This window comes from Rhizobium sp. SSA_523 (assembly GCF_030435705.1).
GTDB lineage: Bacteria > Pseudomonadota > Alphaproteobacteria > Rhizobiales > Rhizobiaceae > Neorhizobium.
In genome coordinates this window covers 1,835,467-1,852,967 of record NZ_CP129382.1, presented here as the reverse complement: position 1 = coordinate 1,852,967, position 17,501 = coordinate 1,835,467, and the positions used below count along the sequence as shown (strand labels likewise).

The 17,501-nt window shown below is 64.0% G+C and carries 17 protein-coding genes; 9 read left to right on the top strand and 8 right to left on the bottom strand.

All coding sequences use genetic code 11. The features are described 5' to 3' along the window. Positions 1-23: 23 nt before the first annotated feature. From QTJ18_RS17240 to QTJ18_RS17230, 3 genes are all read left to right on the top strand, one after another. Positions 24-3,236 (top strand): hypothetical protein, encoded by a 3,213-nt coding sequence (locus QTJ18_RS17240; protein WP_252752790.1) that lies wholly within the window; start codon positions 24-26, stop codon positions 3,234-3,236. 162 nt (positions 3,237-3,398) lie between these two features. After that, complete coding sequence (locus tag QTJ18_RS17235) at positions 3,399-4,367, top strand: ABC transporter ATP-binding protein (protein ID WP_252752791.1); 969 nt, start codon at positions 3,399-3,401, stop codon at positions 4,365-4,367. Further along, a complete protein-coding gene (locus QTJ18_RS17230) occupies positions 4,367-5,158 on the top strand; it encodes a hypothetical protein (RefSeq protein WP_252752792.1) in 792 nt (263 codons plus the stop codon). Before QTJ18_RS17235 ends, QTJ18_RS17230 begins: the two co-directional genes overlap by 1 nt. Positions 5,159-5,353: 195 nt before the next feature. Here QTJ18_RS17230 and rpoH read toward each other — a convergent pair whose 3' ends face one another. Beyond that, positions 5,354-6,262, bottom strand: a complete 909-nt coding sequence (gene rpoH / locus QTJ18_RS17225; protein WP_252752793.1) for an RNA polymerase sigma factor RpoH — start codon at positions 6,260-6,262, stop codon at positions 5,354-5,356. 275 nt (positions 6,263-6,537) lie between these two features. Continuing rightward, entirely contained in the window at positions 6,538-7,566 is a 1,029-nt protein-coding gene (locus QTJ18_RS17220) for an RluA family pseudouridine synthase (protein ID WP_252752794.1), read from the bottom strand. A gap of 39 nt (positions 7,567-7,605) precedes the next feature. Between QTJ18_RS17220 and QTJ18_RS17215 the strand changes: the two genes are divergently transcribed. Together QTJ18_RS17215 and QTJ18_RS17210 are read left to right on the top strand one after the other, a co-directional pair. Further along, the gene (locus tag QTJ18_RS17215; RefSeq protein WP_252752795.1) at positions 7,606-7,989 is read left to right on the top strand and encodes a hypothetical protein; all 384 of its coding nucleotides are present in this window, start codon (positions 7,606-7,608) and stop codon (positions 7,987-7,989) included. Beyond that, positions 7,989-8,828, top strand: coding sequence for a TrmH family RNA methyltransferase (locus QTJ18_RS17210; protein ID WP_252752796.1), 840 nt, complete (start codon positions 7,989-7,991; stop codon positions 8,826-8,828). Before QTJ18_RS17215 ends, QTJ18_RS17210 begins: the two co-directional genes overlap by 1 nt. A 36-nt stretch (positions 8,829-8,864) precedes the next feature. Here QTJ18_RS17210 and QTJ18_RS17205 read toward each other — a convergent pair whose 3' ends face one another. Together QTJ18_RS17205 and QTJ18_RS17200 are read right to left on the bottom strand one after the other, a co-directional pair. After that, positions 8,865-10,229 (bottom strand): coiled-coil domain-containing protein, encoded by a 1,365-nt coding sequence (locus QTJ18_RS17205; RefSeq protein ID WP_252752797.1) that lies wholly within the window; start codon positions 10,227-10,229, stop codon positions 8,865-8,867. Positions 10,230-10,692: 463 nt separating this feature from the next. Next, positions 10,693-11,286, bottom strand: a complete 594-nt coding sequence (locus QTJ18_RS17200; RefSeq protein WP_252752798.1) for a DUF1134 domain-containing protein — start codon at positions 11,284-11,286, stop codon at positions 10,693-10,695. A gap of 205 nt (positions 11,287-11,491) precedes the next feature. Between QTJ18_RS17200 and chpT the strand changes: the two genes are divergently transcribed. Next, positions 11,492-12,139, top strand: coding sequence for a histidine phosphotransferase ChpT (gene chpT, locus QTJ18_RS17195; RefSeq protein ID WP_252752799.1), 648 nt, complete (start codon positions 11,492-11,494; stop codon positions 12,137-12,139). Between the two features lie 99 nt (positions 12,140-12,238). After that, positions 12,239-12,601, top strand: coding sequence for a response regulator (locus QTJ18_RS17190; protein ID WP_252752800.1), 363 nt, complete (start codon positions 12,239-12,241; stop codon positions 12,599-12,601). 311 nt (positions 12,602-12,912) lie between these two features. Here QTJ18_RS17190 and ctrA read toward each other — a convergent pair whose 3' ends face one another. Beyond that, positions 12,913-13,614, bottom strand: coding sequence for a response regulator transcription factor CtrA (gene ctrA, locus QTJ18_RS17185; protein WP_252752801.1), 702 nt, complete (start codon positions 13,612-13,614; stop codon positions 12,913-12,915). 442 nt (positions 13,615-14,056) lie between these two features. On the opposite strand from ctrA, the gene QTJ18_RS17180 reads away from it, so the two are divergent. Next, positions 14,057-14,407: a flagellar export protein FliJ gene (locus QTJ18_RS17180; protein WP_252752802.1), complete on the top strand. Its 351-nt coding sequence runs from the start codon at positions 14,057-14,059 to the stop codon at positions 14,405-14,407. Between the two features lie 145 nt (positions 14,408-14,552). Here the strand turns inward: QTJ18_RS17180 and QTJ18_RS17175 are convergent, their stop codons facing one another. Beyond that, positions 14,553-14,834, bottom strand: a complete 282-nt coding sequence (locus QTJ18_RS17175) for a GNAT family N-acetyltransferase (RefSeq protein WP_252752803.1) — start codon at positions 14,832-14,834, stop codon at positions 14,553-14,555. A 272-nt stretch (positions 14,835-15,106) separates the two neighbouring features. On the opposite strand from QTJ18_RS17175, the gene QTJ18_RS17170 reads away from it, so the two are divergent. Further along, positions 15,107-15,643, top strand: a complete 537-nt coding sequence (locus QTJ18_RS17170) for a paraquat-inducible protein A (protein ID WP_252752804.1) — start codon at positions 15,107-15,109, stop codon at positions 15,641-15,643. A gap of 94 nt (positions 15,644-15,737) precedes the next feature. On the opposite strand, the gene sciP is transcribed toward QTJ18_RS17170, so the two are convergent. Together sciP and QTJ18_RS17160 are read right to left on the bottom strand one after the other, a co-directional pair. Beyond that, positions 15,738-16,013, bottom strand: coding sequence for a CtrA inhibitor SciP (gene sciP, locus QTJ18_RS17165; RefSeq protein WP_018327815.1), 276 nt, complete (start codon positions 16,011-16,013; stop codon positions 15,738-15,740). 261 nt (positions 16,014-16,274) lie between these two features. Beyond that, a complete protein-coding gene (locus QTJ18_RS17160) occupies positions 16,275-17,303 on the bottom strand; it encodes a DUF2793 domain-containing protein (protein ID WP_252752805.1) in 1,029 nt (342 codons plus the stop codon). Between the last annotated feature and the right edge of the window lie 198 nt (positions 17,304-17,501).

The window sequence follows — 17,501 nt, the reverse complement described above, 5'->3', positions numbered from 1 at the left end:
CCGGTGATCAAGAGAAAGTATCAATGGCTGATTTTGTAGCGGTTATTCGCCGGGCCGTCGATGGTCTGGCGAGCAATACCCCCGAGATGCGTGTCCGGGTTTATGAGAAGGCTCGCAGTGCCGTTCAGCGGCAACTGGAGAACATGAAGCCGCGCCCATCTGAGGACATGCTGCGTCGCCAGTTGGAGAAGCTGGATGCCGCCATTGCCGCAGTGGAAGCCGAACATGCGCCCGCATTGCCGGCGGAGCCCGATGCCGGTGCCATGGTGCCGGCCGAGGCGGCGTGGCCGCAGGATCCAGCGGGGTCGCAGGCGCTGAACGAGCGCCAGGATCTCGAGGGGTCCCAGGATCGTGACCAGCCGAAGCCGCTCGGCGAAGCGCAGGCCATCGCCGGTCGCCCCGCAGAGGCCTATGCCAGTGGCGATCAGTGTGGCGATCAGGGTGTCGATCAAGGTGTCGATCAGGGCGCCGACACCGAGGCGCAGGATGCGGATCGGCATCGTGCTGTTCAAAATGGTGCGGCCGAAGCCGATCCTTTCGCCGATGACGCACGCGCCGCCTATGGTGCGCCGGACAGTCTGCGGGCGGACGAGCAGCCGCAGGCCGATGCGCAGGATTCGACGCTTGCGGAGCAGGACGGTTTTGCCGCCCGCCCGGTCGATCCTTCCGCTGCCGCTGTGGATGACAGCTGGGGCCATGCGCCGGGGGCCGGATACGAGGCTGGGCACGAGGCCGGATACGAGACCGGGCATGAGACAGGGCATGAGGCGCTGCCGGTCGAGGATAGCCGGCCTGTCGCCGGCAGCCAGCAGGATTGGCAGCCGCTTAGCACCACAGACGAGGGCCGCCAGGCCTATGCCGGTGAGACCGCCTTTGCGGATCAGCACGGCGAGGCCGAAGAGCGCGCCGATCTGGATCCGCGCGATGGCACGCATCCGGTTACTCATTCGGACACGCACTCGGATACGCATCCGGCCACGATGCCGGCGGACGAGCCCGCCCCGGACTGGCACGATCATCGCGAAGCGGTCTATGACCGGCCGAGCTACCAGGAAACCGTCGAGCCAGCCACCGAACCATGGCAGGCGCAGCGGGCCGATCACGAAAATGATCAGGACCTCGCCTATCCGGCTGCGCAGACGGTGATCGACCCGTCGGCGCCCGATCAACCTACTCGGGATTATCCGGCCCAGGATTATCCTGCCCAAGATCATCCTGCCCATGACGATCCGGGCCGCGGGAACGCCAGTGCGAACGCCTTTGCCGGCGACCAGCAGGATGTCTTTTCGCCGCTTGACCAGCCGTCGCGGGTGAATGTGACGCAGCGGCGCAATGATTGGCCCGACGCACCGTCGACGGCGCCTCTGGTTGCCGGGGATCCCTTCCTCGATTCCGATCCCGAACCGAGTTCCGATATCGACGCATCCGGCCGCCGGCCCGATGGTGCAGACGCGGCCGATGTGGCCGATTGGGGCTCGCCGGCGCCGCGCTATCTGCAGGATCCGCCCACCGGCGACTTCACGCAGCCGCTCAGCGCCTCCGACGACATGCTGCATGCACATTTCGACGATGAGCAGCACGCCACTGCGACGGCGCGCATGCCCTCGGTCGAGGATCTTCCCGATCTGACCGTCCGGCCCGCTCGCGATCCCTCCGCTCCGCCCTCCGCCCCTCGGCATCCTGAGGACGAGCTGCTGGCATCCTTCATGCACCCGACGGTCACGACCACCACAATGGGTGCGGCCGGGGATCTGCAGGGGGATCTGCAGGATGACGAATGGGCGGCAGCCGGCGAGACGGCGGCGCTTTCGGCTGCGGGCGAGGCTTCCCGCGGCAATGCCACCGGCCCGCGTGGGGCGGCCAAGCCCGACGCGGAAGATCCGTGGAACGATCTGGAAGAGCTGATCGGCTATGATCGCGAGGCGGAAGCCGGCAGCGATCCGGCGGGCCAGGGTTTCGGCGCGCGTGACGGCCAGAAGGACGGCGCGGAGCTGGAAGCGCTGATGGCCGCCCCGGTCGCCAAGGCCTATCGCATCAAGCCGAAGCCCAAGCGCAGATATGGCGTTGTCCTGCTGGCCGTTATCGGACTTCTTCTGCTGGCCGGAGGCGGCTATGCGATCTGGATGAACCGCGATGCGCTGAATTCCCTCGTAGGGGATGGCGGGGCTCCCGAAGCCGGCACGGCCGGATCGCAGACGAGCGGTCAGACGAGCGGCCAGACGAGCGGGCAGGCGCCGGATCAGACCGCGGCACAGACATCGGGTCAGACGCCGGCCCAGACACCGTCGCAGACCGACAGCGCGGGCTCTGCGCCGGCCGGTCAGGCGGGCGGTGCACCGGCGTCGACGGCGCCATCCTCGACGCAGGCTGCCGCTGGGGCGGCTGGTGCGGCTGGATCTACGCCCGCCGCCGGAGCCCCGGGGACGGAAGCCGGTCCCGACAAGTTTACCCAGCGCCTGCTCGCCGACGGAACGGAAACCGATGAAGGCGCAGGTGGTCCGCAGGGCGATGCGGCTGCCCAGTCCGTGGCGCAGCTGAATGCCCCGCCGGCGGGACAGGCGGGCGATCCTCCGGCTGCCGCTGGCGCGCAGACGGTCGTTCCGGCCCCTTCAGCCCCCGCAGGACAGACGCCGCCTCCCGGTACCGCGGCGACGACGCCATCGGAAGCGCCGGCTTTGGCCGGAGAGAAGATCTTCCTCTATGAGGAGCGGATCGGCCAGTCGACGCCGGTTGCCGTCGAGGGGACGGTATCCTGGTCGCTGCAGAACGAAGCCGGCGAAAATGGCAGGCCCGAGCCGGTCGTGCAGGGCCGGGTGAATGTGCCGGGTCGCGGTTTGACCGCTCTTGTGACATTCAAGCGCAATGCTGATCCCTCGCTGCCGGCGAGCCATCTGGTGGAATTCGTCTTCTCGCTCCCGAAGGACTTCGAGGGCGGCGCGATCGACAGCGTTTCGCGCATCTCGATGAAGGCGACCGAGCAGGATCGCGGCGATCCGCTGATTGCGGTTCCGGCCAAGATCACCCAGGATTTCCACATGATCGCGCTCAATGATTTCCCCGATGCGCGGGCCCGCAATCTCGAGCTTTTGCGCAGCCGCAACTGGATCGATGTGCCGCTTGTCTATTCGACAGGCCGCCGCGCGCTCCTGACCCTGCAGAAGGGCCCGGAGGGGGCAAAGGCCTTCGACGAGGCCATCCGGGAATGGACGGCAATGGCCCCGGCGCAGGGCCAGTAAACGCCGCCCACCTTTTGTCGAGACGAGACTCCGCCGGACAGCGTCCGGCGGATTTTTTTATGCCTCCTGCACAGGTGCACGCCTGCGCATCTCGGCGCCGCCACAGAAAAACCAAGGTCGGTGCGGACCCTTGGCCTTCTGTGGTGCGGGCGAGGGATTGCGGTGCTTCGACGACGAGATACACGGCCGCCGGCCGGCACGGGTGAGGCGGCGCCCGCCCTTTCCATCCTCTCGATTTCCAAGTGCTATGGCACAGGCCAGGGCCAGAGCCGGGGCCAAGGTCAGAGGCAGGACAAGGTCCAGGCGCTCGACCAGCTCAGTCTCTCCGTGCCTCGCGGCACGATTTATGGCCTTCTGGGGCCGAACGGCGCCGGCAAGAGCACGCTCTTGCGCATCCTTGCAGGCCTGGTGCGGCCGGATCGCGGAGAGATCCGCATTTTCGGCGAAGCAGCCGGCCCGGCGACGCGCCGCAGGCTCGGAATGCTGATCGAGGCGCCGAGCTTCTACCCCTTCCTCACGGCGCGCGAGCACCTGGAAATGCTGTCAAACGCCTCCGCCACAGGCGCCCCGGTCGATTGGATCCTGGAGCGGATCGGTCTCGCCAAGGCGGCCGACCGGCGGGTTTCCAGCTTTTCGCTCGGCATGAAGCAGCGGCTCGGCATCGGATGCGCACTCGTGGGGCAGCCGGAGGCGATCGTGCTCGACGAGCCGACCAATGGCCTCGATCCCGACGGTATCCTCGACATGCGGGCGCTGATGCGGGAGCTTGCGCATCGCGACGGGCTTACCGTGCTGCTGTCCAGCCATCTGCTGGACGAGGTGGAAAGGGTTTGCGACCGCGTTGCCATCCTCAAGCGCGGAAGGCTGGCGGCGGAGGGGGCGGTCTCGGCGCTGCTCGACCGTGAGGGCCGCTTCTATGTGAGAAGTGATGCGCCGGATCGGGTGCTTGCGCATTTGGGACAGCATGCCGAGCCCGGCGACGAGGGCGTCTATATCCGGATCGATCGTCATCGTGTCCCGGATCTGATCCGTCTGCTGGTCAAAGCCGGCATCGGCATTCACGAAGCCAGATGGGTGAAGCCGGATCTGGAGACAGTCTTCCTCACCGAGACGCGCGGAGACAGCCTGTGATGCCGCTCCTGTCTGCGGGAATGCGAAAGCTCCTGCGCCAGCCCGGCCTCCTGTTCTTCGGCTTTTTCATCGTGCCGATGCTTGCCCTGCTGTTCAAGCTCGTGCTGCAGGGGATCGTCCTCGTGCGCAGTGGCCGCCATGCCGAGGGCGGTGTCGACCTGTTTCTCTCCGCGGCAAAGGGCCTGTCGCTCTCCGGTAATTCGCTCGGCCATCTGTTTTACGCGATGGGCATCGCTTCGGTCTTCTTCCTCGAATATCGCCTTTCGACCTGGCGGTTGATGGTGCCGCGCCATGCGCGAAGCCGGCTTTTCGCGGCAAAGTTCTGCGCCTGCCTGATCTGCCTCGGCGCGGGCCTGATCGTCGCCATGGTCGGGGATATGGCGCTCAACCTTGCAATGAGCCTGCTGGCCGGCGAAGGGCTGCGCGCCATTTCTTTGAACGCCGGCTCGGCCGGCCTTCTGGTTCCGGCTTTCGGCATCGCCCTCATGGAACTGGCCGTGCTGACGGCTTTGGTCGCGGCGCTGGTGATCATCAGCAGGTCGATGATCGCGGCGGTCTTCCCCGCTTTCCTGCTGGCGATCACGGCCTCCATGCTGCAGATCTATGCCGGACGGGATGCCGAGATACTGCCATTGCCGAGCTATGCGGCCGGAACCTTGCGGGCCTGGCTGTTTGCGGCCAAGGGCCAGGCAGCGGGCCTGGAGGCGCTGCTGATCCTGCTGGCCTGGCTTGTGGGCCTGCTGGGGCTCGGTTCGGTCTGGTTCCTTCGCCAGCAATTGGCGACGGAATGAAGCGCGCAGCAGCCATGGGTTGGCCATGAGGCCGTCAGAAGGCCGCTATGAGGCCGTCATGAGGCCGTCATGGGGGACGTTGTGGCCTCGTCATTCCGTCACCAGGGGCGGAAGGCGCGCTTAAAGAAGAAAGCCGCCCGGTCAGGGGCGGCTTGGTCGGTCAGTGCTGGCGCTTAGAGCGAAAGCGCGCCGGTCTCAGGCGTCGACGTCCACGACGCGCAGCGCCTTGGCCTGCGCCAATGCTTCCTTCTGCACGGCCTCCTGCACCTTTTCAAAGGCGCGGACCTCGATCTGGCGCACGCGCTCGCGGGAAATATCGAATTCGGTCGACAGTTCCTCCAGCGTCACCGGATCTTCGGAAAGCCGGCGGGCTTCGAAAATGCGCCTTTCGCGCTCGTTCAGCACGCTGAGCGCCTTGTCCAGCATGCGCCGGCGGGTCTCAAGCTCGTCCTGCTCGATCAGCACGTCTTCCTGGCTGTCATGGTCATCCACCAGCCAGTCCTGCCATTGGCCCGATTCGCCTTCGGTTGCCCGGATCGGCGCGTTGAGCGAGGCATCGCCGGTCAGGCGGCGGTTCATCGAGACGACTTCGTCTTCGGAGACCTTGAGCTTGGTGGCGATCTCTTTGACCTGGTCGGGCTTCAGATCGCCCTCCTCGATGGCCTGGATCTTGCCCTTCAGCCGGCGCAGGTTGAAGAACAGCCGCTTCTGATTGGCGGTGGTGCCCATTTTGACCAGCGACCAGGAGCGAAGAATATATTCCTGTATCGAGGCCTTGATCCACCACATGGCATAGGTCGCCAGACGGAAGCCGCGCTCCGGGTCGAACTTCTTGACAGCCTGCATCAGGCCGACATTGCCTTCGGAAACCACTTCGCCGATCGGCAGGCCGTAGCCGCGATAGCCCATGGCAATCTTGGCGACCAGACGCAAATGGCTCGTTACCAGCTGATGGGCGGCATCACGATCGCCATGCTCGGCATAGCGCTTCGCCAGCATATATTCCTGCTGCGGTTCCAGCATGGGAAATTTGCGGATTTCGTCGAGATAGCGATTAAGGCCGGCCTCGCCGGACGTAATCGACGGTAATGTATTGCGGGCCATAAAGCACCCCCTTTGATCCTTGTTCGGCTCCCTTTGCGTCGCCGTGACCCATTAAGCGTCAGCGGCGCCCGCGGGCGAGCCTTCTCGGCGCGGGTCTTCCCTCGACCCCGCACCAATCCATCTACCAGATAAGTACGGCAGAAGGGTGATTCAAGCGACGCACGCGCGCTCACGTCCTCGTTATAACAATACGAAAATGCGGCGTCTTGGATCATTGGACGCTGATGAGGCGATGGGAAATCCGGTGCTGGCGCCCATCCGTGACGCAGAGACGCTCAGCTCTCCCGCAGCGCCTCCAGGAGTTCCTCCAGATCGGCGGGAACGGGCGCTTCGAATTCCATCACCTCGCCGGTGCGCGGATGCTCGAAGGCGAGCAGATAGGCATGCAGCGCCTGGCGGTGGAAGCCGTCCACCACCTCTTTGGCGCGCGGCGGAAGCCGGTTGGCCTTGGTCTTGAAGGCCGCGCCATATTCAGGATCGCCGATCAGCGGATGGCCGATATGCGCCATGTGCACGCGGATCTGATGCGTGCGGCCGGTTTCCAGCCGGCATTCCACCAGAGCGGCGAGGGAGGTCGCATCTTCCTTTTCCAGAAAGCGCTCCACCACTTCGTAATGGGTGATCGCCTCGCGGGCGTCCATGGCCTCCTCGCGCTTCACGGACCGCTTGGTCCGATCCGAGCCCGACCGGCCGAGCGGCGCATCGATCGTCCCACGCAGCGGCTGCGGACGTCCCCAGACAAGCGCGATATAGGCCCGTTCCAGCTCGCCCGTCCGGCCGTGATCGGCAAATTGCGCGGCCAGATGGCGGTGCGCGGCGTCATGCTTGGCAACCACCATCACGCCGCTCGTTTCCTTGTCGAGCCGGTGGACGATACCGGGCCGCTTGACGCCGCCAATGCCGGACAGGCTGTCGCCGCAATGGTGGATGAGGGCATTGACCAGCGTGCCGGTCCAGTTGCCGGCACCCGGATGCACCACGAGCCCGGCAGGCTTGGCGATCACGATCAGGTCATCATCCTCGTAGAGCACGTCGAGCGGAATGTCCTCGCCCTTGGGCTCCGGATCTTCCGGTTCGGGAAGGCCGATCTCGACCAGATCGCCGGAATGGATCTTTTTCTTGGGTTCGGTGCAGGGCTTGCCGTTCAGCGCCACCGCACCCTGTTCGATCAGCGCCTTGATGCGGCTGCGCGAAAATTCGCCGTCCAGTGCCGCGGCCAGCCAGGAATCCAGGCGGCCTTCAGCCTCTTCGCCCGCGGTGAGGACTTTCCTTGACTGCTGAGCTTCGTTAAAGGGGTCGTTCATTTTGTTTCCAGATCAATCTCAGCAAGGACGCCCTTACCCATGGCCAATCACGAACCGGAGCACCAGGAGGACGAACCGCTCGATCCGGTAATGGAAAAGGTCCGCCGCAAGATGGTGCGCCTGCAGATCGTTTCGGCCGGCATCATGTTCGTCAGCCTTATGGCGGTCTTGGTGGCCGTTGTCTACAAGGCGTCGAACACGGGCGAGACGGCCAAGCCTGCGGCGTCCGGCTCGTTTGCGGTGCCGGCCGATCAGCCGCTTGCCGCCACCGCGACCTTGCCCGCCGGTTTTTCCATCCAGTCCGTTTCGCATTCGGGTAGCCAGATCCTGTTTTACGGCACGCTGTCCGGCACGCGCAAGGCGCTGATCTATGACCTTTCCGTCGGCCGCATCACCGCCGACGTGACGATTGCCGAGCACTGATGCGGGCGCGGCCGGCGAGAGAGCTTATCCCGATCGAGGATGCCAGCGATCCGCGCATTGCGGAGTTTCGCGATATCCGGGAGAGGGATCTTGTCGGGCGTGACGGCGGCTTCATTGCCGAAGGCACGGTCGTGCTGCGCATGCTGATCGCGGCGCATGCGGCCGGCAAAGGCTTCATGGCCGAGAAGATCCTGCTCTTGGAGAGCCGGGTGGCCGGCCTTGCCGGCCTGCTGGACGAGGTGGCGCCGGATGTGCCCGTCTATGTCGCGTCAGCCGGGATCCTGGATGCGATTGCCGGCTTCCATCTTCACCGGGGCGTGCTGGCGCTTGGCCGACGCGGGCCGGCGCTCAACGTCGAGGCGCTTTTGGCGCAAGCGGCGGCTCCGGCACTGGTGGTCGTCGCCTGCGGCATATCCAATCACGACAATATAGGCTCAATTTTCCGCAATGCGGCCGCCTTCGGGGCCTCGGCCGTGCTGATGGACGAGCGCTGCTGCGATCCGCTCTACCGCAAGGCGCTGCGTGTCTCGGTCGGCTCGGTGCTCTCGGTTCCTTACGCCCGCGACACGTCCGCGCTCGATCTTCTGTCGAAGGTCGATCATGCGGGCTTTTCCATCTGGGGATTGTCACCGCGCGGCGAGGCGGACCTGCGCGATATTCCGACGGCCCGCGGTATCGCGCTGGTGACCGGAACGGAAGGCGAGGGACTTCCGGCGGAGGTGCTTGGCCGCTTCCGCTCCGCCCGGATCCCTCAGCGGGAAGGGCTGGACAGCCTGAACGCCGCCACCGCCACCGGGATTGCGCTCTACGAGCTCGCCCGCCGGCAAGGCCTCATCTAAAGGGCATCCTTATCTGGAAGAGAAGCCTAACGCCGCTCACGCACCGTCTGCCGGCGGCACCAGGCTGCGATAGGTGGTGCGGGCGCGCCTTGCCAGGCTCTGCCGCTTGGCGCCGGCCGGGCCTGTCTCGTCCGAGGCGAGAAGGGCGGGAATGGGGGAGGCTTCGCCCTCACGCGCTGCGGTCAGCGCCACCAGATCCGCTGCAATATGCGCCAGTTCCTGGCGCAGCGCCTCGTCCGTCTTGCGGTTCTTCGATTTCGGCAGCTGTGCGGAGAGTGCCGCGCTGCGATTGCGGATGTCATCGGCAAACCGTGTCAGGTCGATCGAAACCGGCGCAGGCGCCAGGTCCAGGGCCTCGGCCGAGGCCGGATCCGCCGCCATATCCTCCGCCATGTCGAGCGCCGTCGCGGCTGATGCGCCGATCGCGCTCTCGCTCCCGCCAGCACCTTCATCGGCGGCCTCAATCGGGGCTTCACTGGCGACATCGCTGGCGGCGGGCTCTTCTTCAAGACCATCGGGTTCGGGAGGACCCGGCGGCCCGATCAGGGCGGCGGCGGCCTTGGCCTCGGCGCCGGTCTTCTTGCCGCGCGGCAGGGGGTAGCTTCCCGTCACAGGCTGCCACAGCTCGCCACTGACGGCCTTTTCCCGGCCCTGCAGCCGGCTCAGCTGCTCTTCCCGGCGCTCCAGCCGCGCAAGCAGATCCGCCTTGGCGGCCACTTCGCGGATCAGCTTCTCGTCCAGCCTCGCCAGACGCCGCTTCTCTTCCTGCAATTGCGCCTCTGCATTCTTGGCACGCGCCGTCAGCAGTTTCACATCGGTCCGCAGCATCTGGCGCTCTTCGCGGAGCGTCTCGGTGCGGCCGCTCACGCTTGCCAGTTCCGCATCGCGGGTGGCGAGCTCGACCTTCAGCGCATCGACATCCGACAAAAGACGGCCGATGCGTGCCTGCAGGGCCTCCGTCTCGGCATTCTTGGCTTCGAGTGTGGTTTCGACCAGCGCCAGCGACTGCTTGAGCTGCAGGATGAAGCCTTCCTCGCGCCGCAGCCGCGAACGCAGATCGGCCGCCTCGGTGCTCATATCATCCACCTGCATCTGCAGATCGTGATTGGCTGCATGCAGATCGGTCGTCTCGGAGGCCAGTTTGTCGAAGCGGATCTGCATGGCAACCGCGCGGTCGCGCTCGGTGATCAGTTCCTGCTTGGTCCGGGCATTTTCGGCCGCATAGACCGCCCGCGCGAGGTCGCGCTGGGCGCGCACCTCCGACGGGCTGATCGGCATCGTCGCCTTCAGCCGGTTTTCGGTATAGCGGACCACGCGTCGGTGAACGGCTGGCGCCATCACCATGACAATCAGTGTCGCGCTGAGAAAGCCCAGGCCGAACAGGAGCGCGAACTCGATCACGGGAGATCCATCATGAATTTACAGTTGCGCATAGAGCTAGGGTCTGTTGACATTCAGGGTTTGGAACGTGGTTTGCGAGAATATGGCCCAGTTTTAGGAGCGAAGCCGCAGGAAGGATCAACCCCTTTCAAGGCTTCGCGACGCCAAAATGGGCCATTTTTCTCCAAATCCTGCGGACGCGTCGGATTTGCCCGCTGAATGCGTTGAAAATGCTCGTGATACATCGGGTATCCCTTGCGCTTTTCGCCTGTTCAGCAACCAAATCCGAAACGCGCCACGTCCGAAACCTGATTGTCAACAGACCCTAGAACATCCCTGGCGGTGCGGCAAGAGAGGCGCGTGCCATAAGCGGCTGCACGGGCTTTTGGCTGGGCCGCGCAAAAGGCGATCGCTCTCTCTTGCCTTGCGAGGCGCGCGGGTCCGTTTGCCGGGCGTGCAGCACGGCTGGAGCGTGCAAACGCGATCAGAACGGGTTCCAGGTCGGCGACTGGGTGAATTTCAGATAGCCGATATTGACGCCGAGACGCGCGCCGATGCCGGTGCGGATCGGCACGATCACGACATTTTCATTGGTGAGCGCCGTCATTCCCACCCCGGCGACCACGAAAGCGGAGCCGCTGACGCCGCCGTAGCGGGAATAGAGGGACTGAATATCCGGCAGGTTGTAAACCAGCATCATGGTGCGCGCGCCCTGCCCGCCATAATCCAGCCCCAGCGAGGGGCCCTGCCAGAAGCTCGGATGATTGCCGGCATTCTTGGTGTAGAGTTCGCCTTCGCCATAGGTCAGGCCGGCGATGAAGGCGCCCGAGCCTTCCTGTCCGAGAATATAGCCGTTAGGCAGGCCATATTGCTGGAATGCCCGCTCGACCACTTTGGCAAGGCCGCCGGTGGTGGAGCCGAAAAAGCCGTGTCCGGCATCGACGATTTCCTGGAAGTCGTATTGATCGGACCTCTGGGCCTGCTGAGCCTCCGCCGAAGACAGGGGCAGAGCTGCGACCGCGCAGACCAGCAATGCGGCCAGAAGCCGGACGGTATTGAAAGATCTGTCGAAGCGCATGGGGCTCTCCGTTCTTTTTGTCATTCGCCATGCCGACATTTGCGGCTGTTATCACATCTTGCGATGATCCTGTTAACAAGCGGTTTACCAAAAATGGTGTCATTATGGCGGCAACGCGCGAAGGGTTCGGAGCGGCCGCCACATCCGTGCAAGCTTTCCGTGCCACTTTCCTCCCATGAACGACGCTCACACGCAGGAACGAACCATGTCGAAGAACCCGAACCTCACCCTCAGCGGTCCCGATCTGGCGGCGCTCCTGTGCAGCCGCGTCTGCCACGACGTCATTTCGCCGGTCGGCGCCATCAATAACGGCCTTGAACTTCTGGACGAGGGCGGTGCCGATGCCGATGCGCTCGACCTGATCCGCACCTCGGCGCTCAATGCCTCCGTGCGCCTGAAATTCGCCCGGCTCGCCTTTGGCGCCTCGGGCTCCGTCGGTGCCTCCATCGATACCGGCGAGGCGGAAAAGGCGGCCAAGGATTTCGCCGAGGCCGAAAAGAAGACCGAAGTCACCTGGAGCGGTCCGCGCGCCATCATTCCCAAGAACAAGGTCAAGCTGCTCCTCAACCTCTTCATGGTGGCCTATAGCTCGATCCCGCGCGGCGGTTCGCTGGATGTGCTGATCGAAAATCCGGAAACGGACGCCAAGTTCACCATCACGACCAAGGGACGCATGCTGCGCCTGCCGCAGAAATATGCCGATGTCTGCAGCGGCTCGCTGGAAGAGGCGGTCGATGCCCATTCCATCCAGCCCTATTACACCGTGCTGCTGGCCGATGAGTGCGGCATGGAGCTCAAGCATGTGGTCTCCGAAGATCGCATCGCCTTCATCGCCGAGACGGCGGTGGCCTGAAAAGCGGTTGGTAACGCTTCCTTAGGCGCCAGGCCCTAGACTTTGCTTTCCGATGACAGGAAGCGGGGCGGGGCCTTCGCCTGGGATGTGGAGTGGATCATGCGCCGTTTGATGATTGCCGACAGCTCCGACATTGTTCGCACGGTGGCCAAACGGATCCTCTCCGAGCTCGGTTTCATGGTGGCCGAGACGTCCAGCGACCAGCAGGCTTTGAGGGCCTGCAGCGCTGACATGCCCGATGTGCTGATTGTCGACGCGCATCTGGAGGGCGCCCTGGAGCTGATCACCGCCGTGCGCGCGCTGGAGGGCAGCGAGCGGGTGCGCATCTATTACTGCCTCATCGAGGGCGACCTGAAAAAGATGATGGCCGGCAAGCGGGCCGGCGCCGACGATTTCCTGCTGAAACCCTTCGACCGAAAGATCCTGAGCGCCGTCTTCGGCACGGCGGCCCGGGTGGCCTGAGCGCAAGGCGAGCGCAAAACCAGCGCAATCCCTGGCGCGCGGGTGACCGCGGCACATCCACACGAAGCCCCAACGCAGACGTAACGGAGCCGCCGGCGATTGCCGCCGCGACGCCTGATCCCGTTCCAGAAGCGCTTTTAGCGGTTCCAGGTCCGCCGCCGCGTTTTCACCGCCGCTTCGCAAAGCAAGCCGTTCTCGCACCCGGGCCGGTCCGGTGCCGACGCAAAAACGCCCGCACCGGAGGCGCGGGCGTAAAAGCCATTTGCGGGTTCTTTGCGTGTTCCCGGGACTGGTCCCGGGCGGGCCGGAGATCAGGCGGTCTCTGCGTATTCCGCCCCATCCGGTTCGCGCAGCACATAGCCGCGGCCCCAGACGGTTTCGATGTAGTTTGCGCCGCCGGCGGCGTTGGCCAGCTTCTTGCGCAGCTTGCAGATGAAGACGTCGATGATCTTCAGTTCCGGCTCGTCCATCCCGCCATAGAGATGGTTGAGGAACATTTCCTTGGTCAGGGTTGTCCCCTTGCGGAGCGAAAGCAGCTCCAGCATCTGGTATTCCTTGCCCGTCAGGTGGACGCGCTGGCCACCGACTTCGACGGTCTTGGCGTCCAGGTTGACCAGAAGTTCGCCGGTCACGATGATCGACTGGGCATGGCCCTTCGAACGGCGGACGATGGCGTGGATACGTGCAACAAGCTCATCCTTGTGGAAGGGCTTGGTCATGTAGTCGTCGGCGCCGAAGCCGAGGCCACGGACCTTGTCCTCGATGCCGGCCATGCCGGACAGGATGAGGATCGGTGTCTTGACCTTCGACAGCCGGAGCGTGCGCAGGACCTCGTAGCCCGACATGTCCGGAAGATTAAGGTCAAGCAGAATGATGTCGTAGTCGTACAGCTTGCCGAGGTCGACACCCTCTTCCCCGAGATCCGTCGTGTAGACATTGAAGCTCTCGGACTTGAGCATCAGCTCGATGCTCTGCGCTGTCGCGCTGTCATCTTCGATGAGTAGAACCCGCATATTTTTCCCCTTTACCGCCGCGAAAGGTGTGTGAATGCCCCCTAACGCGAAACGGTCCAGACGTTGCCTGATTTGGAAGCTGACACCAATTGGTTAACAAACTCTGACTCCCTTTGGCAAGGTACAGGAATTCGTTAAACAAACTTGGTATTCGCCTGATTTGTCATGTGAATCTGCCAGCGCCATACCTGAATCAACTTGTGAGGCTTTCGCTGCAAGTGATTCATTCGACTCATCATTGTCGAGGGCCGAAATCGGCCATGGCATTTACGGACCCTTAAAAGATCGTCCCTATCATTAACGATGCCCGTAAATGAAAGGTTACCGCGGCGGTCAAATTCCTTAACGCCGCAGCAATTTTTCTGACCGAACTGTTGCAGTTCGGACTCAGGGTTTAAAATGTGTATCAGCCGGGGTCTCGCTATCCACGGGAGTATTGCGTATGAAGACGCGTGACAGCCTTGTGCGCCTGAAAGAATTTCAGGTGAATGAAAAGCGCCGCCAATTGCAGCAGTTGCAACTGATGATGGCGGAGTTTGAACGTATGGCGAAGGAACTGGAGCACCAGATTTCGCTGGAAGAGAAGAAATCGGGCATCACCGATCCGAATCACTTTGCCTATCCCACCTTCGCCAAAGCGGCGCGCCAGCGTGCCGACAATCTGCAGGTCTCGATCCGGGAACTGCGCGTCCAGCAGGACAGTGCCGAACTGGCCTTGGAAGAGGCTCAGGCCGATCTTGCCAAGGCAACGGCGCTCGAAGAGCGGGACGGAGGACTGCGCGCCCGCGCCTGACGGGCCCGCCAACAAGACAGGATGCGACGTTGCGCGGAGGTGGAGAGGTCCACATCCGCGTGCCTTTGCGCGTCTGCGGCCCGGTTCTGTCGCGGCCATCATGACCCCTTGCTTTTGCCGCTCCCCATCCTCGGCCCTGGCGGGATCAACTCTGGATGACGTCTCGCCATTCGGGATGACGCTCCACCTGGGCCCGGAAAAACGGACATAGCGGAATGATCTTCCAGCCGCCGGATTGCGCCTCGTGAATGGCGTGTTCGGCAAGCGCCTGGCCAACGCCCTTGCCGCGCAGGGCATCGTCCACCTGCGTGTGGTCAATGATGATGAGATGCGGTGAGGCGCGCGAATAGGTCATCTCGCCGAAATGTCCGGCCAGTTCGGCGCGATAGCGTCCGCCGGAACCTGCTTCTTCCTGGATGATCTGCATGGGGCGCACCTTTCCGCTTCCGTCGCTCTGTCTTCATCATGTAGGACGATCAATGCGAATGGCCAGCAAAGCGGGATCGGCGCGCGGCGCCGGCAAATGCCGCGGTTACGCGAAGGCCAGAGGCGTGCTGGCCGATCAGACGGTCACGCAAGGGGACCGAAGGCGGGGCAGGGCACAGGACCCAGGGGACAAGACCAGGGGACAAGACCGAGGGACAAGACCAAGGGACAGGACCGAAAGACGGGATCAACAGACCGGAAGGGGATCGAGACGTGCAGACCTGGCGAAGCCTTCTGATACCGGTGGCCTCATTGTGTCTGCTGCTTGGCCTCGTCTTGCCGATCATGCGGGTTGAGCGGCTCTATTTCTTCTCGCAGACGCCGTCGATCATCGATCTCCTGCTGGGGCTGGTATCGGATGGGCAATGGGGATTGGCCGTTCTGATCGGCCTGTGCTCGGTGATCTTTCCCGCGCTCAAGCTCTGTCTTCTGGCCTATCGGCACTTTGCCCGGCACAACAGCGGCTATGGGGAAAGCAGCGGGGAGAACATCGAGGAACGCAGCGGGGGGCGTGTCCGGGAAGGAGATCGTGCGGGCGATCTTGTCGCCCGCATTCTGCCGCATCTGTCAAAGTGGTCTATGATTGACGTGATGCTGGTGGCTCTGTTCGTCTTTGCCGCCAAAAGCAGCGGCCTGGCCGTGGCGATCGCCATGCCGGGCCTCTGGTTCTACGCGGCCTCCGCCATTCTCGTCGGCTTGCTGGTGCCGCCATCAGGCGAAACCGGCTCGCACACGCGACGAGATCACTGAACAGGGTCGTAGTGCAAAGATCCCCTCCTGGCTGGAAACGGGGATTTTTGCACTCGGATCCGGTCCTTGCCTTGGCGCGGCGGTTTTGTAAGCCTTAGTGGCGATATTGCTGGATGCGCGTTGTCCTCAGGCCGGCCAGGCCGTGATCATTGATGGAGGACTGCCAGGACAGGAATTCTTCGACAGTCAGCGTATAGCGCTCACAGGCTTCCTCAAGGCTCAGCAGGCCACCGCGTACCGCTGCAACCACTTCTGCCTTGCGGCGGATAACCCAGCGGCGCGTATTGGCCGGCGGGAGGTCCGCAATAGTCAGCGGGCTGCCATCGGGGCCGATGACATATTTCACTCGAGGGCGGATCATTTCGGTCATTGGACTCTCTACACTACACAAGACCACGTAGAGCACCGTAGCCGCTCAGCTTTAACAATTACCTAAACGGGAACATCGCTTTAGAGACGTTTTCTGAGGCTTGTGGCGGGTGTTTGCAGCATGCGAGGGAATTTTCGGCACGGAGAAAGCCGGGGCAAAAGCCGCACCGCGGATGGGCCGCCGGCCTTTTCAGACCTCGCGGCCGGCCCGCTTGCGGAGGCGTGCCGGGGCAGCTTTCGGCTTTGAAAAAACCGGATCTTTTTACAGCCGTGCCAGCGAAAGCTGCGTGGCTCCGGCGCCCTCTTCGATCCGGGCCGTTCCGCCATGCTGGAAGCTGAGGCTATCGCCGGAATAGAGCGGGAAAAGCCCGGCGGCGCTCAGCGTCTGCAGCGCGGCTGCACCCTTCAGCACCAGGAGCGGCGTTGCACTATTGCGCAGCAGAGCAAGCGAAAAGCCGGCCGGCGCGCCGGCGGTGATCATCACCGAGAGAAAGTAAAGGCCGTCCGCCGGAATGGTCAGCAGCCGCCCGCCGGCGGCAAGCACCGCTCCCAGCGCCACGCCGCCCTGTTCCAACGACAAAGTGGAAAAGCCGGTCTCGGCTCCGGCAGCCGGCATCGTGGTGCCGCTGTCCCGATGGGCACGGGCGGCCGGCCGGTTCGGCGTTGTCACGCGGCCCTTGCCGTCGATCTGCAAGCCGGTGGCCCAGGCGCCGCCATCACCGCTGACCTTGACGGCGAAAGCGTCGTCTCCGGCCAGCCCCATTTCCGCCCGGCCGGACCAGTTCGACTGGAAGAGAAGCGAGGCAGTGTCGCGCGGGCCGGCTTTGTTGATCTTCAGCTGATGGCCGGCGCCGTCATGGGTGAGCAGCGTGGCCGGCGCGGCAATCGCCAGGCGATTGGTCGCATCGGCCGCCGTGCCGATCCCCAGGCGGGAGGGCGTCAGCACATCGGGCAGGGCGGGGCGCTCCCAGCCCTTGCCGGTAAATACCTTCACCGCAGAGGCATCCTTGAACCAGGCGAGAAAGCCGACCGTCGGCATGAGGAAATGCCAGGCGCCATCCTCGAAGCAGGCAATGCTTCCCGCCCTGCCGCTCCACGCGCCGGATGCGGCGCCGCTGACGGCAAAGCGCTGGCCCGCCAGAGGGTCTGCCGGCGCAACCGCGCCCTCATATTCCAGCACCATCTGGATGAGGCGGTCCAGCATGACCAGCGCTTCGTTATGGGTGACATGCTTCTGCGCCTGCGAGGGAAGGATAAAGGGAAGATGGAGATTGGCGGTCGCATCGGTCATCGGTGGCGCTCCATGAGGATTGTCTGCCGCCATCTTAGGAGATGGCGCGAGGGCGGGGACGGCGCGCCAGCTAACGGTCTGACTCTCTAAGGAGCGAAAGGCTTTTCATCCTCGCCGGCAGCCTCATGGCCGCCGCCCGGCAGCCTGTGGCGCGACCGCCACGATGATCCGCCTTCCACTCCTTGCGGCGCCCCCATG